This is a genomic window from Pseudomonas sp. DG56-2 (assembly GCF_004803755.1).
Classification (GTDB): domain Bacteria; phylum Pseudomonadota; class Gammaproteobacteria; order Pseudomonadales; family Pseudomonadaceae; genus Aquipseudomonas; species Aquipseudomonas auratipiscis.
Genome location: NZ_CP032311.1, coordinates 1,605,769 through 1,621,882, shown reverse-complemented (window position 1 = coordinate 1,621,882; position 16,114 = coordinate 1,605,769). Strand labels below are relative to the sequence as shown.

General features: G+C 56.4%; 9 protein-coding genes and 2 tRNA genes. 3 read left to right on the top strand and 8 right to left on the bottom strand.

Annotated elements, in window-relative coordinates; all coding sequences use genetic code 11:
• Positions 1-32: 32 nt before the first annotated feature.
• Positions 33-3,644, bottom strand: a complete 3,612-nt coding sequence (locus D3Z90_RS07585) for a hypothetical protein (protein ID WP_136475159.1) — start codon at positions 3,642-3,644, stop codon at positions 33-35.
• A 415-nt stretch (positions 3,645-4,059) separates the two neighbouring features.
• Between D3Z90_RS07585 and D3Z90_RS07580 the strand changes: the two genes are divergently transcribed.
• A complete protein-coding gene (locus tag D3Z90_RS07580) occupies positions 4,060-6,240 on the top strand; it encodes an autotransporter outer membrane beta-barrel domain-containing protein (protein ID WP_256658334.1) in 2,181 nt (726 codons plus the stop codon).
• Between the two features lie 71 nt (positions 6,241-6,311).
• Here D3Z90_RS07580 and D3Z90_RS07575 read toward each other — a convergent pair whose 3' ends face one another.
• The 4 genes from D3Z90_RS07575 to D3Z90_RS07560 all read right to left on the bottom strand — a co-directional run bounded on the left by D3Z90_RS07575 (position 6,312) and on the right by D3Z90_RS07560 (position 10,651).
• Entirely contained in the window at positions 6,312-8,237 is a 1,926-nt protein-coding gene (locus D3Z90_RS07575; protein ID WP_136475157.1) for a hypothetical protein, read from the bottom strand.
• A 125-nt stretch (positions 8,238-8,362) separates the two neighbouring features.
• Entirely contained in the window at positions 8,363-10,348 is a 1,986-nt protein-coding gene (locus D3Z90_RS07570; RefSeq protein ID WP_136475156.1) for a hypothetical protein, read from the bottom strand.
• 149 nt (positions 10,349-10,497) lie between these two features.
• Positions 10,498-10,573, bottom strand: a tRNA-Gly gene (locus D3Z90_RS07565).
• Positions 10,574-10,575: 2 nt separating this feature from the next.
• A tRNA-Glu gene (locus D3Z90_RS07560) sits at positions 10,576-10,651 on the bottom strand.
• Positions 10,652-10,986: 335 nt separating this feature from the next.
• Here D3Z90_RS07560 and D3Z90_RS07555 point away from each other — a divergent pair.
• Complete coding sequence (locus tag D3Z90_RS07555; RefSeq protein ID WP_136475155.1) at positions 10,987-11,754, top strand: hypothetical protein; 768 nt, start codon at positions 10,987-10,989, stop codon at positions 11,752-11,754.
• Between the two features lie 63 nt (positions 11,755-11,817).
• On the opposite strand, the gene D3Z90_RS07550 is transcribed toward D3Z90_RS07555, so the two are convergent.
• Both D3Z90_RS07550 and D3Z90_RS07545 read right to left on the bottom strand, forming a co-directional pair.
• Entirely contained in the window at positions 11,818-12,300 is a 483-nt protein-coding gene (locus D3Z90_RS07550; protein WP_136475154.1) for a GAF domain-containing protein, read from the bottom strand.
• Positions 12,297-13,187 carry an ATP-binding protein gene (locus D3Z90_RS07545; protein ID WP_136475153.1) on the bottom strand — a complete coding sequence of 297 codons (891 nt, stop codon included), beginning with the start codon at positions 13,185-13,187 and terminating at the stop codon, positions 12,297-12,299. Before D3Z90_RS07545 ends, D3Z90_RS07550 begins: the two co-directional genes overlap by 4 nt.
• Positions 13,188-13,269: 82 nt before the next feature.
• Here D3Z90_RS07545 and D3Z90_RS07540 point away from each other — a divergent pair, with 82 nt between their 5' ends.
• Positions 13,270-15,630 carry a response regulator gene (locus D3Z90_RS07540; protein ID WP_136475152.1) on the top strand — a complete coding sequence of 787 codons (2,361 nt, stop codon included), beginning with the start codon at positions 13,270-13,272 and terminating at the stop codon, positions 15,628-15,630.
• Here the strand turns inward: D3Z90_RS07540 and D3Z90_RS07535 are convergent.
• The gene (locus D3Z90_RS07535; RefSeq protein WP_136475151.1) at positions 15,623-16,108 is read right to left on the bottom strand and encodes a glutathione peroxidase; all 486 of its coding nucleotides are present in this window, start codon (positions 16,106-16,108) and stop codon (positions 15,623-15,625) included. The genes D3Z90_RS07540 and D3Z90_RS07535 overlap by 8 nt on opposite strands.
• Positions 16,109-16,114: the final 6 nt, after the last annotated feature.

Here is a 16,114-nt window from a genome sequence, read left to right as displayed (position 1 = left end):
TGAAGCAGCGAGATGGCCTGACTCGGCTTGAATTACTTAGCCGAAACAGTTTTGAGCATTGCCGTGCCGATAGCTCGCTGAGCGCTCAGAGCCCGACCCCGGGTTGTCGGCGATGCATAATAGGAAACGAACCCATCCAATTCGTGTCGATGAGCCGAGTTATCCCCACCGCCTATTTTTGAACCCCAGGCCACCACCCTTCCATCGGATGTCAAGGCCACAAACCCCCCGGCATTGCTATATACGGCCTGTACATTGACAAGTTCACTACGGACCGGTCCGATATCAGCACCTGATCTGGGTTCGCCCCAAGCCAACACTGTTCCGTTACGGCGTAATACGGCGAAGGCGCTCATGGAACCCGTTATTTGGACGGCATCGCTTATATTGGCCACCTCCGGTGACACTGTGCCCTCCGCATGATCGCCCCAGGCAACCACCCTGCCGCCAGCCCGTACAGCCGCAAAAGCACGGGTGGTAGCAGCTACATCGACAATGTCTGTCATGGAAGCAATGTTGCCCGGTAAGCGCCCAGCAAAGCCACTGTAGCCCCAGACCAATAAGTGCCCGCTTGCCCGCTTCGCCACAAACGCCGCCTGATTACCACAGCAAAGTTCGACGATGTCGGTTGGTACTTCCCCAGGCGATCCCCCAAAGGAGTTCCCCCACGTAAATAGTTCGCCATTACCACGCAACGCAGCAATGGCGAAGCGATTAGCTTTAACGTCAACGAAATTATTCAGTGCGGCGACTTCACCCGGGACCACTCCTCCTGAATCCCATAGCCCCCAGGCAACCAAACGCCCATCGCCAAGCAATCCAGCAAACGTACCTCCTCCCCCTCCTACCAGCTTGATGATGTCGTCCCGATTAGCAATATCATCAGGCACAGTTGCGCCCCAACCGATGTTGTCGCCCGCCCAAGCCCTTACCCCTGAACGTTTCAAGCCCGCGATTGCCATACCTGAGGCAACCGTCTGGATAAAACCGGTGGGCGAAATACTGCCCATATCGCCCCCAAAACTCCCACGTCCCCAAGCCACTACAGTCCCTTCGACCCGCCGTGCGGCACAAGCGCGGGCAGAGCAACTGACTTCAACGAAGTCGCTAAGCTCTTTAACATGGTCTGGAACAACACCACCGGTATCGGGATGCCCCCAAGCACGGAGACTACCGTCATCTCGAAGCGCGACGAAAGCAGACTCACCCGGCGAAGTGCTATTAATATCGCCATTACCAAAAACATTGGCAGGGTTGACCATCACCTGGTCATCAGCGGTACGCACTTGCAGCAACAACTGCGGTTCGGTGTCCCGCCAACGAGTGGACAGCGTCCACCGCTCATCCGTGGTGTATTTCCACTCGGCCTGCAGCGGAAGGTTGGTCTCGGCATCGAAGGCATGCAGATAACTAGGAGAGGTATGTGAATGGCAATTGCTGCGGTTGCGCCGAGCGCCCAAGACTTTCAACCGCCCCTTCCCAACCTTGACGCGTATATCAAACACGGCAATCGGTGAAGATTCCTCAACTTCTCTACCGCCACGCTGCACGTGATACTGCAATTCAATGCTGCTGTTCTCATTGGCTTTGACTACTGCATAGGGCAAATTGAAATGCTGCTCACCCACCTCAGTCACCCGATGCGTCTGTTCATCTGCAACTTTCCCACTGAGCACAACCCTGACGCTGTCGCCTACCGCCAGCTCAGCTGCGCTGGCGATCACTACCGTTGCACCACCAGGTACACCACCAGGGTCGATCACCCCCTCAGCATCTGCTTCAGCGACCGCTGGCGCCGGCAATTGCACCTGTCGCTCTCCAATGTGCAGCCTCAGTACATCGGAGTTGCTGACACGCCCATCGGCGCGCTGCACCCAATACGAAGCCTTGACGGTGCCACCCTGGTTGTCCTTGACCTTATCCAGCGAGATCGCCAAAGCAAATTCGGAACGACCTATGTTATTGGCGTTGATTCTGATTGAATCTTCATCGTTGCCGGTCGCGGATCCCTGCCAGGAGAAATACAACGTGTCGCCAATGGCAATGCCGGTATAAGACTTCACATATAAAGTGGTGCCGTTTGGTGGCAAGTTTCCTGGATCAAGTACATCGCCGGTGGCATCTTTGACAATCGGCGCTGGCAATTCAGCTCTGGGCTGACCGATATTGAATCGGGCCGTAGTCAGTGACTTTCGCACTGTTCCCTGATCGTTGATAAGTTCATAATAAAGCTCGAGCCCACCGCCCTCGATGGCTTGTAGGTGCTTGCCTTCGACATGAAACTCGATGGGCAGCTTGGCGCTCGCTTCACCGTTGGTTATGTCGTGAGGCATTAGTTCCGGGAAGTACACGCTGTCATCTGGCCTGGTGCCGTACCATTGCAGATTGAGGACCTGGCCCGCGGCCATGGACTCGTCCCAAGGCACTTCAATGGTCGTGAATGGCAACAGGGGGTCCAGACTGCCCTGTTCGGCATCTTTGGCAATCGGTGCGGCCAGTTGCGTTGGTTCACCAACAATGGTTACGAATTGCCCCCTGGCGTGTTGCACCGACCCGTCCGACTTCACTAGCCTGTACTTGAAAGCACCTTGAGTCTTGGCCAAGCGTCGCACGTCGCTATTGGCGACTGCGATTTCATAGACATGCGGCAGGTTGTCGATGGCCTGCGGCGGATAGTCGATGTCGACCGCGACACCCTCGGCAGTAGTGCCCGCCAACGTGACAATGATTTCATCGCCGTGCTCAAAATCGGGAGGCAGGGCAATCACCTGGAGTGTCACTGGCGCAAGGCCCAGCGCGTCGAGGTCCAACGTGTTGTTTCTGGCTTCCTTAACGATCCCGGCATTCAACCTCGAATTGCCAGTGTCTACGACCACCCGAATTTCGGCGCTCCAATCTTCAGACTTGTTGTCCACCAGATCATAGATTTCGAACGCGACTGCCAGGCCGTCATTACCTGAGTCCCCCGCTGCCAGAATGGTCGTTTCGTCCACCGTTATTTCAATGGCACTACCCACCTCACTCTCGGTGACAGTATGAAAGACGAACTGGCCACCCCACGTCAGTCGAATCTCATCGTATTCGGCCATGAAGGGGTAAGGTTCAATCGTGGCCACTACCCCTTTGGCGGCGGCCTCCTTGTCAACACCATCCTTGATGATCTGCGCCGGTAAGCTCAGCTTCAATTCAGAATGGCCTGGCAAACTGCCGTTCTGGTCTTGCCCGCCCGGGCGGTCGAGCTTGACCAGTACCTCGGTCACGGCAGAATCCTCCGGCACTTGGCCCACACGCGTGACCCGATAATTGATGGTCGTACGACCATCGGTAATCCGATTGGACGGAATGAACAGCGTTTGCCGCGCACCGACCTCATCCGCGCCAACGGTTTTACGCGTGATCTCAGTGCCTGCCAACAGCACAGCGACACTATCGCCTCGCCCCATCTGCGGCCAGGCTGGAACGTAGACCTGCAGCCCCTCGCGCGGAAAGTTCTCGCGCGCGGCAGCTATATTGATGCCCCACTCACCACTCGGAACCGGCCCGGTCTTACCTGGAACTTCCAGCTCGACCAATAATCGAGGCGCCGCCAACATCGGCGAACTTTGTTCCGTGTTTGATTCACTATCTTCGAATAACGATGGCATGGGCCCTTCCTCGATCAGTCAGTTAGCGTCATTGAATACCTGAAGAGGACTAGTTCCAACTGGCATTTTTGTTAGGTGCCTGTAGAAACTACGCAACCTGTAGTTCATTCCAAAACATGTGTCTACTGACAAAATTAACAGGTAGGCAAAGCAGTGGGAAACTTCGACACTTGCTATTACGCCCGACTCAAAGTAGCGCATGACCTACGTGCCTTTTGCGGTGATTGTGAGCGCACTGTTTGATGAGTTTTCCTACAGACCTTTCTGACAAGGATCGATTAAATAGTTCCACTCCGCTCTGCCTCCGACTGCAGCCAACAGGATTATGACTATGCCAAGTAACAGCTCATTAGCACCGCCCTTCCCAATCAAATCAGCGCTATTTATTTTTATACCGTTGTTCCTCGTTACGTCATTGGCCAGCGCAGCCGTTATCGACAATGGCGACGACCTGGTCATCGATGAGTCGACTCCTGTGGATGGCTATACCGTACTCAACAGCAGCTCCTTGACCGTCAATGGTGCGACCACCCGAACCCTGAGCATCAACTCGGGCTCCACCCTCGAGTTCAATGGCGGAGCCATCGCAGGCGGGGTATTCGATGGATTAAGCGTGACCAACAGCACGGCCACGGTGAATAACGCCAATATCAGCGCCGACTCATCCGGCTTGTCGGTAAATCGCCAGATCGGTTCCACCACAGGCTCCCAGGTAACGGTAAACGACAGCAACATCGTTGGCGGTTTTGTTGGGGCACAGGTCACGGGGGGCAGCACCCTGCAATTGAGCAATACGTCAATTACCGGCCGCGACCTCGGCAGCAGTGGCATCAACATTCTTGGTGGAGAAGTGATCGCGGTCGGCAGCCAAATCAGTGGAGATGTCAGCGGTATCCTGCTGGCAAGCGACCCTGAAAATCTCACGTCGCCAACGCTGGTACTGGATAACGCTGAGGTCACTGGCCGTACAGGTCCTGCACTGTTGATCGAAGAAGGCGTCAATGCCACGATCGAAATACACAACGGTACCAAGCTAGTCGGCCAAGACAACGTAGCGCTGCTGGTCCGCGATGCCTCCACCGCCACAGTCGCTCTTCGCCGCAGTGATCTGAGTAGCGATGTTCAGGTCAATGGCAACAGCACTGCCAACCTTGCACTGGATCAAACGCGCTGGAACGGTAACTTCGAAGTGGAGGCCGGCAGTACCGGGTCACTGTCGCTCGAAAATCAGTCGGCCTTCACCGGTCGATTGGTGAATGTCGAACAACTGAGCATTAGCGATCAGTCAAGTTTCAACATGACAGAAACAACTCAGCTGGGCACCTTGACGATGAACGGCGGCCTGGTAAATATGGGTTCAGGCAAGAACTTCTACACCCTCGACGTCGCCACCCTCAGCGGCGCTGGGGTGTTCGCGATGAATGTGGATTTCAGCACCAATGAGCATGATGTGCTCAATGTCGGTCAGGCGACAGGCAGCCATCAGTTGCAGATCACCGACTCCGGTACAGACCCTCTTGCTCCTGAGCAGTTGACCGTTGTTCGCACCGACGCAGGCGATGCAAACTTCAGCCTGGCTAACGGCAGACCCGTAGCGGTCGGCGCCTGGGCGTACGAACTGTCGTCCGCGGCCAACGGTGCTGGTGGCACCGACTGGTACCTCGATCCGGAAAAGCGCACTGTTAGCCCGGGTACCCGCACGGTGATGGCCTTGTTCAATACCGCCCCAACGGTCTGGTATGGCGAGCTGACTTCCCTGCGTAGTCGTATGGGAGAGTTGCGCTTCAACGGGGGGCAGCCCGGCTTGTGGATGCGTAGCTACGGCAATAAATACAACGTCGCCGATGCCAGCGGTACCGGTTATCAGCAGAATCAGCATGGTCTATCGTTGGGTGCCGATGGGCGCCTACCCTGGGGTGACGGGCAATGGCTAGCGGGGGGGCTGGTTGGCTACAGCAAGTCGGATCTGGACCTCAACGAAGGCACCTCTGGCAGCATCGACAGCTACTACATTGGTGCATACACCACCTGGCTGGATGCCGACTCCGGCTACTACTTCGACGGGCTGATCAAGCTCAATCGCTTCCAGAACCGCGCCAAGGTGGCGATCAATGATGGCACCCACAGCAAAGGCGATTACGACAACTTCGCGACCGGCATGTCGCTGGAGCTCGGACGCCACGTGCAACTGTCCGACGGCTATTTCATCGAACCTTTCACGCAATGGTCGGCGGTGACCATTGAAGGTAAGGACATTAACCTGGACAACGGCCTCGAAGCCGACGGCGAGCGCACTCATTCGTTGCTCGGCAAAGCGGGGATGACCGCCGGCCGTACGTTCGAACTTGCCAATGGCGGCAAACTGCAACCCTACCTACGGGGTGCCTGGGCGCATGAGTTCGCCAAAGGCAACACAGTGAAGGTCAACAACAATCGCTTCAACAATGACTTGTCCGGCTCACGTGGCGAGCTCGGGGCCGGGTTGGCTTTGGGATTGAATAACGGTCTACAGGTACACCTCGACCTGGAGTACGCCAATGGCGAGCATATTGAGCAGCCTTATGGCGTAAACATAGGTTTGCGGTACAGCTTTTAACTCGCCCGCGAACGGCAATAAAAAAAGGGAAGCATCAAATGCTTCCCTTTTTCGTATCAACCTACTTGGAACTAGGGGCGTGATCGTGAGGCGGGAATTTCACAGTAGAAACCACCGGGGCGCAGCAGCTCGATAATAACCAAGTGCTTAGGAGAGTCGACAGTCACTCCGCCGAGAGCCACGGTGTAATGAATGCTGCCGTAAGCCTGGCGGGTTTCCTTCAAAGCAGTCTCATATGGCAATGTGACCGTGAAGCCACTCGCAGCCTCCTCAGCTGACGGTGTATAGGTGAAAGAATCGTCCGTCCCATCGATAGGCACTGTACCCGACTCATCCGACCAACCTTGATATAAAAATGTCATTTCATTACCAGCCAGCCGATCATCACTGGGAACGGCGATTTCCGCCACCAAGGCACCGGCCTCGACGCGTAATGATGGGCAGTTGAGAATTTCCTCGGGTGGGAACGACAGGTCAAGGTTCTGGAAACTGGGTTGCGGCAAGACAATAGGCACGCCTTCGACGTTGACAACCCTCGCAGCAGAACTCAATACGTTATCGTTGAGCGCGTGGCCTACGATGTAGTGGGCAGGGATGTCACCATTACCCGCTGCATCGATAATGTCCCAAGGTAGGTCGAAGGGAATCTGAAAAGTCGGGGCTTCGTCGCCCTGAACCTCATAACGGGCACCCGGCACTACCTCGCCGTTCCAGTAGAGTTGTACATACTCGCCTTTGGCAGGCGCGTCATAGATGAGGATTGTTACCTCCACGTCCTGGTCGCGATCAGCTGCTTTTAATTGACCTTCGGGAGATACCGCCCCTTTGACCGACGGGAGGTTCAAACCAGGATGCACCACTGCCGGAGGATCGACAGGATCCGGCCCTGGGGTGCGCAGATCCACCTTGAAATCAGCACTGCCCGGACCGTCGAACGAGTTGCCCCCGCGAGTAATGCGGTAGGTGACTGACGACGCTTTTTCCCCCAGATTCCCTCCGAACACCAACGAATACGGAAGCAGAATACTGGCACCACTCTGTGGCATCTGCTGAGGTGCGTGATCGATACCGTCGAAGGTGACAATGACCAAATCCCTGGAAAACCAATTGCTGTAGGGGGCGATGTTGACCCGCACACCATCGACAACATCGGCATAATCAATCAACCCATCACTTGCCAACGGAACCGTCGGTGGGGCCAATCCAGCAGGCGGTGCAGTAAGCTCGACATTGAACCTCTTGTATTCAGAATTTGGACCCGCATTTCCCTTGCGATCCACGAGTTTGTAAAAGAGTGACTTCTCCCCCTCCTCCCCAAGCATTGACTCAAGCAGATCAAAGGTTATCGGATCGGCAAGATTTGCCCGGGTAACCTCGCCGACCTTACTGGCCAGGGGAATCGAAGGGCCGTACCACACCTCGACTACATCGCCGATCTTGGCATCCACATAGCCGCCATCTACCGTTACAAGTACTTTTCCACCATTGGCATCCAAGTACGCCCGGGTAATTCCACTCGCCTCGACCTCCGCGGGCAATGATACAGGCGCACCGCCGACGTTATTGTTGGGCGCCGTCTTGTCAATATTAATTGTCATGGGTGCCGACTGACTGATATTGCCTCGAATATTGACAACATAGTGCAACAGGAATGAGCCTTCCGTGCGAGTGGCAGAAGCAGGAAGTACCATCGTCACTGGGAAGTTTGTAATAGGTGTTGTGAACGCGTACGGTGTACCGATGGGGTCCCCCTGCCAATGCAAAGTAATATTACCCGGCCTGCCATTTCCTCCCTGCTCGAATTGAGGGATATCGATTTTCAGATCCTTCCCTTGATAATCTGTATGAAGCTGGTTAGGCGCATCATCACTCGTATCAGCTAACAGGGGGTTTGCCGTATTGAATATCGGATCATCCAAATTAGCGAATGTGTTCATCCTCAACGCCCGACTGTGGATGCGAGCCTGTTGTGCAGTTATATTTTCATTCTTGCCCATATCGCCAACCTCTTCATTGATAAGTGCAGCCGAAAGACGTCACGACATAGCGAGCGACGTCATGTTTTAATATGAAAACTGTAGGGTCTTACTTAAACGATGGTCGACAGCATCCCAATCGTTATTTACCGGTCTTTGTCGGGGCCACAAATGTCGCCGCTGGGCATTTTGCGAGTAACGCTCACCAACTCACGTGCTGACCGTCCAAATCCACCGTCTGCTTTAATCAAGTTATAACTGGCCGTCGCCGAAGCATTATCGATCAGCGGTTCGATATGCGTGCTGTAAGGCAGGACCACGACGTCAAAACCGTCCTTGGCATCGCCCAAACTCAACACCCGTGAAATAACCAGCTGTGTGCTGGGGATGGGCCCGTTGCCTCCCAGGCTTTTAAAACCTTGCCAGGTCACTTCGACGAGATCGCCTTGGGCGAAATTTTCATCGCCGGCCACATGAATGGTGACCCCCGTCCATAACGCCGGGACCGTACCGCAATTGAGGTAACCATGAAGATCGGCATGGGGAAACACCGGAGTCGGCAGGCCCACGATCGGTACGATAACCACCGAAACAGCGGTGGCTAATGCCTGCTGCTGGTTAACTCCGTTATTGGTGACGTAATAAACCGGCAGGGCGACGTTATTCTTGTCCTGCTCGACAATGCGCCAGGGCACAAGCAAGTCCAACTGCTTGCCCGCAACGTCGCCAGGCTGGACGTCGTAACGCGCTGCTGGCTCCACTACCGCCCCCCAAAACACTTCGAGGTACTCCCCTGGCTGCGGATCCTCGAACAAGGTCAGCAACACGTGCGCATCGAGCCCTTCATCTTGAGCGGTGAGTTGATTGGGGCGTCCTAACACACCTCGGACCTCGACCAGGGCCAGCGTCGGATTCAGCAATGCCGGGGCATTGGCATGGTCTTGTCCGGCGATGGTGAAATCGAACGACACCAAGGTGCTGGGAGAAGGTTGTGAATACGAAGCCCCATAGCGAATTCTATAGCTGACCTGCACCCTGTCAGGACCCAAGCCGTCGCCGATCAGCTTCCTCCACGGCACATAGACGACCAACGGAAAAGCACTCGGGTCAACTGGGAACTCGAGAAGCTCCTGACTACCCCATGACAGCACCACAAAGTGATTGGGTAGCGCATTATCATAAGCATCAATTTCGACGGTCACGCCCCCCTGGCCGTCGGCCCCGTCTCGCGCATGCTGACGGTCGATGAACCCCCGCACCGACAATGGAACCCGTGGCGCCGGCAAATTGGATGGCGCTGGAACCAGATCGACCTGAATCGGCGCGACGTAGGAAAGTGGGCTCTCATTCCCCGCCAAATCATATAACCGATAGGAGAGAAACCGCCTACCGGCACCGCCCGCACGCACCGCCTCTTCGGCTACAGGCAAAGGCAAATACTTGGCATCGATATCCGCCTGAGTGAATGTGCGCGCACCCAACTCAACCGTGTCATCGGGTAAAGGATCGAGCTCAGACCAATAGAACACCGCCCGATCCAAGGCCTGCAGGCCAAGGTAGGGCGGAACCCTGGCAACAACCTCTCCGTGCTCAATCAGATAATCATCGGTAATAACGCCGACCAAGTCGTCCGGAAATTGCGCAGCCGAGGGCCTTTGATTTTCATTGGGAGGCAACCGATCCACAGTGATGCGTTTGATAAAAGAATCGGTAGTATTGCCGAGTCGCGTAACCCGGTAGGACAGCGAGAAGCTACCCTGTAGCAGTAGATTTGCGGGAACATGCAACGCCTTGTCCCCCGGCGCGATTGGGGGCATCAGCGTTTGGCTGTCAATGGGGTAAAAAGCAGCACCTTCCGGGCGCCAGCCAAGCTCAAGCACATCAGCAACGCCAGGCCTGGTCGAGAAGTCCCATTCCGGCACCACTACCTCCAACGGCAGATCGAGCGCGGAACGAGCGACGATCCCCTCTGGATTATCGTTCCCTGCTTCATCTTTGACGACCGCCGGAACCCGAGGGATCGGAAGATTCTCATCAGTAAACAAGGCGAGATGAAGTGTTGACGACTTACCCATTAAAAATCCCCAGGCGATACAGAACATGAACAATGGTTGATAGCCACTGATGCTCATTGAAACTGCTAGAGGGAACTTTGGATACTGATAGAAATGACAGGTGCGTCGGTCGAGATTTCCGATACGCACGTTTGCTGGTAAGAAATTCCAGGCACAAAAAAAGAGGCCATAGGCCTCTTTTTTGATCGGTTTGCACCGATGGAATCTGGAGCGGGAAACGAGACTCGAACTCGCGACCCCGACCTTGGCAAGGTCGTGCTCTACCAACTGAGCTATTCCCGCAATGGCGTCCCCTAGGGGACTCGAACCCCTGTTACCGCCGTGAAAGGGCGGTGTCCTAGGCCACTAGACGAAGGGGACACACTACAACATTCACTCCCCGCCGCGTTTCGCTGTTCGCTTTACGCTGCAAGTGGCGCGCATTCTAGGGATGCTTTGCCAACCCGTCAACCCCTATGTATAAATTTATTTAAATCAATGACTTCCCTGCGCCTCTCAAGGCTTCGTCGGCATCGGCACGCCTGGACCTTGACGTTTATTTTTTGGCACCCCGCCAGGGCGGAAACCCAAGCCCTACGGTGGTTTATATACAAAATGCCATCACTGCACCCCCAACACCCGCCAAACAGCTCTATCCGCCCAAAAGCGAAGCCACTACACTCGAATGGTAAATCATCCTGTATGAGGCGTTAACGGTGACACCACTTATGATCACCCTGCTTATAGTTGCGGGGATCGCGTTATTGATCGTGATCGGCTACCTCAACAATGTAGTCGAGAACAACAAGCTTGAGCGTGCCCGGCTGAAAATAGAACTGGCCGACCGCTTGCGCCGCTGTGGCGAGATCACCGAAACCTTTCCCGGCCAGTTGATGAGCCCGGCATTGAAACTGCTGTTGACCCGCCTCGAACTGAACATCAACCAGCGCCAGCTGGCCCTGGATAAAAACAGCCGCGATATCCGCGCGCGCATCGCCGAACTGGAAGGCCTGATCGCACAAGGTGAATCGCTGCCGGTGAACAATCCGCCGGCCCCTATCCAGACCGAAGCGCGGGCCAAGGATGTACGCTTTCTTTTAGAAGGTATGCACAACCAGATCACCCGTGCAGCTCAGGAAGGTTTTCTGCCCACCAACGAAGCCAAGTACTGGGTCAAGGAAATACGCCACATTCTGGTGCTGTTGCATATCGAGTTTTTCAATAACCTGGGCCAACAAGCCCTGCAGCAGAACCAGCCTGGGCATGCGCGCCTGGCCTTCGAACGCGGCGTTCAGTACCTGCGCAAGCAACAGGACCCGGCGGTGTACCGCGAGCAACTCGAGTACATGGAAAAACTGCTAGCCCGGGCGAATGCCCAGGTCCTGAGCCAGCTTGAACCTGCCGAAGACGAAGTCAACGAGCTGACTGAAGGCCTGAAGACCGATACAACTGAAGACTGGAAGAAAAAAGTCATCTACGACTGATGGCTGCGCGGGAGCCGGAATGCCAATTGCCAGGCACGCCTGCTCCCACTGCAGAGGCCTACTTCAGCAATCGGTCAGGCGCAGGAAGATCGCCGCCAAGCGCTCCAACCCCGCCTGATCCGCTGTGCCGAAACGCGCAAGCCTGGGGCTGTCCAAGTCCAGCACGCCAATCAAGCGCCCTTCCTTTACCAACGGAATCACCAGTTCGCTGTTCGATGCGCTGTCGCAGGCAATATGCCCGGGGAACGCATGCACATCTTCAACGCGCTGGGTTTCCCGACTGGCCGCCGCCGCGCCGCACACACCTCGACCAAACGGGATACGCACGCAGGCAACCTGGCCCTGGAACGGCCCCAGCACCAGCTCTTCGTTGCGGTTGAGGTAAAAGCCTGCCCAGTTCAAGTCTTCAACTTGACTGTAGAGAAAAGCCGAAAACTGCGCGGCATTGGCAATGAAATCACGCTCATCGGCAAACAAGGCTTCCAGCTGCGCAGCCAGCAAGCCATAGCCTTCCAGACCTGCGCCAGAGGCGTTGAGGTCGATCATCTTTTCTGCTCCAACAATTGCAGTCCAACCCAGTAGCGAGCGAACTGATAGGCACAACGGCCGTTACGGTTACCGCGACTGGTTGCCCAGCGCACGGCGAGAATGTCCAGCTCTTCACTTCGCTGCCAAGTCAGCCCGGCACTGGCAGCCAGTTGGCCGATCCAGTGCTCGACAACATTGAGAAAGTGTTCCTGGGTGAAGGGATAGAACGACAACCACAGTCCAAAACGGTCGGACAAGGCGATCTTGTCCTCCACCGCCTCGTTGGGGTGCAGTTCACCGTCGATCATTTTCCAGTTTTCGTTATCACTCTGTTTTTCCGGCACCAGGTGCCGACGGTTCGAGGTTGCGTACAACAGCACGTTGTCAGGCGCCTGTTCCAGCGAGCCATCGAGGACACTCTTGAGCACCCGGTAGTCGCCCTCCCCGGCCTCGAACGAGAGGTCGTCGCAAAACAGCACAAAACGCTGGGGCACCTTGCTCAATTGCTCGACTACGCGCGGCAGGTCTGCCAGGTTATCGCGCTCGATTTCAATCAGGCGCAAGCCTGCCTTGGCATGCTCAGCCAACAAAGCACGCACCAGCGACGACTTGCCGGTGCCGCGCGCCCCCCAGAGCAGCGCATGGTTGGCGGGCATGCCATCAAGGAACTGGCGCGTGTTGCGTCCCAGTTGCTCCCGTTGTTGATCCACACCGATAAGGTCAGACAGGCGCATGTCGAGATTGACGTCCAGCGGCAGCAAGTAGCCACTGCGACCGTCACGCTGCCAGCGTGCGGCCAGGCACTGACTCCAGTCGATCTGCTGGCGCAGTGCGGGCAATAGCGGTTCAAGGCGGGCCAGCACGGTTTCGGCGCGCTCCAGGAACGAATTCAAACGAGAGTCCACAGCGATTCCTCAAGATAGATGCTAGGTCAACGGCATTGCTGAATGTGTGACAGAACGTGCCAGTTGCCGGGGCTGATCGGCTATGCTTGCGCAGCGCACGGAATGTGAAACTGGCTCGGGTCTCATGGATATCAAGTTCACCAATCGCCTGTCCTTCAAGCAAGCCCGGCTGACGGTCCTGGTCGGCTTCATCCTGGGTACATTGCTTAGTCTCATCCAGATTGGTATCGATTATGCCAGCGAAGACGCCTCCATCAACCGTGAGATGCAAGCGCTGCTACAAATCAGTCACAACCCGGCCTCACGCATCGCCTACAACATCGACGCGGAACTGGCGCAGGAGCTGGCCGGTGGCCTGCTGCAATCTCCGGCGATTATCCGCGCGCGCCTGATCGACAACAACGACACGGTGCTGGCCGACGTCCAGCGTCCACGCGAAAAAAGCAGCTACCGGTTTATCAGCGACTTTCTGTTCGGCGAGAACCGGCAGTTCGAGCACCCGCTGTTTCTGAGCAGTATGCCGACTGAAAACCTCGGCACCCTTTACCTGGAAGTCGACACCTTCGCCTTCGGCAACCACTTCCTCAAGCGCGCCGAGATCACCCTGCTCAATGGCTTCATACGCAGCCTGGTGCTAACCCTGATTCTCATGGCATTGTTCTACTTCATGCTGACCAAGCCCCTGGTTCGCATCATCAGTGCCCTCGCTAACCGCGATTCACGACAACCGGAACAATCCAAACTGTCTTTCCCACCGGGCCATGAGCAGGATGAGATCGGGGTACTGGTCAAAGTCGCCAACCAGCAGTTTGTCAGCATGGCGACCGAAATCCAGCAACGGCGCAATGCGGAAAACCGCTTGACCACTTACCTCAATGAGCTGGAAGACGCTGTTTCGGCCCGCACCAATGAGCTCAAGACCAGCAACGCGCGCTTGAGCCAGACTAATGACGAACTCGATGCAGCACGGCGGCGCGCCCTGGACATGGCTCAGGCACGAGCGGCCTTTCTGGCCAACATGAGCCACGAGATTCGCACCCCCCTCAATGGCCTGCTGGGCATGATCGCCCTGTCGCTGGACAGCCCGCTCAATGCCGAGCAGCGTCAGCAACTATCGATTGCCCACGACTCAGGCAAAGTCCTGGTAGAACTGCTCAATGACATTCTTGACCTGTCCAAATTCGATGCCGGCCAACTGGAACTCGAACGCATCCCCTTCGACCTTGGCGCCATGGTTGAAGACACGGCCAACCTGCTGTCCCAGAACGCCGCCCCCAGCGTCGAACTGACTTGCCTGATCGACCCACAGTTTCCCGCCATGGTAGTGGGCGACCCCACCCGGGTACGGCAAATTATCAGCAACCTGCTGTCCAACGCGCTCAAGTTCACCCGCTTCGGGCGTGTCGATGTACGCCTGCGCGCCCACCCAGGGGGGGTACGCCTGGACGTCTGCGACACAGGTATCGGTATACCCCACGAAGCCCAGGCGCGAATCTTCCAGCCCTTTATCCAGGCCGGTGCAGGTATCACCCGCCAGTATGGCGGCACCGGCCTGGGCCTGGCCTTGACCAATAATCTCTGCGAAGCCATGCAGGGCCGCTTGAGCATCAACTCGCAGGCCGGCTTCGGCAGCCAGTTCAGCGCTGAACTCCCCCTGCTCTGCCACTCTCCGGCAGTACCGGCAGCCCCCCTGCACGGCAAAGTGGCCATCCTCACCAACCCTGGTAGCGGACTGGCCGAGTTGCTGCAAATGTTATTACCTGGCTGGGGACTGGACCATCGACGCTATGAACACGCCGAAGCGATTGGCGAGCCCCCTCCCGACCTGTTGATTACCGACGACCTCGACAGCCTGCTCGACCTGCGTCCAAAGATCGCGGCACCGATTCTGTTGGTAACCGCCTATGGCAACTTTCTGCCCAGCGACCAGGCTGCGCAACTGGCGCCATTGCAACAACTGGCGCGACCGCTGGCACGCAATGCCCTGTACCAGATTCTGCGCCGCACACTTCATGGTACCGACAGCGCTCACGCCAGCGCACAGAACAGCACCTCGCAGAGCGAGCGCCGCGCGCGCATTCTGCTGGTGGAAGACAATCCGGTTAATCAGCTGGTGGCCAAGGGCATGCTAGTCAAGCTGGGCTGCGAAGTGAGTATTTCCGCCAACGGCGCCCAGGCCCTGGAGCAGTTGGAGCACAGCGCTTTTGACATGGTGCTGATGGATTGCAATATGCCGGTCATGGACGGCTACGAGGCGAGCCGCAGAATCCGTCAGAGCGGACGTTGGCCGAACCTGCCTATCGTCGCCCTGACGGCCAATGCCATGCCCGAGGAACGTGAGCGCTGCCGCGCCGCAGGCATGAATGACTATCTGGCCAAGCCCTTCCGTCGTGAAGAGCTATTGGCCTTGATCGATCACTGGGCGCCGCTGGTGACTATTTGAGCATTTTCTCGATCGACGCACTCAACGCTTCCGGCTTGGTACTCGGCGCGTAACGTGTGACATTGCCCGTGCTCGACTCGACAAGAAACTTGGTGAAGTTCCATTTGATGTTTTGCGATCCGAACAACCCGGGGGCGCGTTTTTTCAGTTCGGTGAACAAGGGATGAGCGCTACCGCCATTGACGTCGATCTTGCGAAACAGCGGAAAGCTGACACCAAAATTCATTTCGCAGAACTGCGCGATTTCCCTGGCGTCTCCCGGCTCCTGTTTGCCGAACTGGTTGCAGGGAAAACCCAGCACCACGAGACCGCGCTCGCGATAACGCTGCCACAGCTGTTCCAGGCCCTTGTACTGTGGGGTAAAGCCGCACTGGCTGGCAGTATTGACCACCAACAGCGCTTTACCCTGGAAGTCCGCCAGGGTCTTTTGCTCACCTGCCAGAGTGATGCAAGGAATACTCAACAATGCGTCGGCCATGACCCT

Bases quoted from the DNA above. Each gene is read 5' to 3' on its own strand.
- D3Z90_RS07585 (WP_136475159.1), bottom strand. From the start codon at position 3,644: ATGCCATCGTTATTCGAAGATAGTGAATCAAACACGGAACAAAGTTCG.
- D3Z90_RS07575 (WP_136475157.1), bottom strand. From the start codon at position 8,237: ATGGGCAAGAATGAAAATATAACTGCACAACAGGCTCGCATCCACAGT.
- D3Z90_RS07570 (WP_136475156.1), bottom strand. From the start codon at position 10,348: ATGAGCATCAGTGGCTATCAACCATTGTTCATGTTCTGTATCGCCTGG.
- D3Z90_RS07550 (WP_136475154.1), bottom strand. From the start codon at position 12,300: ATGATCGACCTCAACGCCTCTGGCGCAGGTCTGGAAGGCTATGGCTTG.
- D3Z90_RS07540 (WP_136475152.1), top strand. From the start codon at position 13,270: ATGCTTGCGCAGCGCACGGAATGTGAAACTGGCTCGGGTCTCATGGAT.
- D3Z90_RS07535 (WP_136475151.1), bottom strand. From the start codon at position 16,108: ATGGCCGACGCATTGTTGAGTATTCCTTGCATCACTCTGGCAGGTGAG.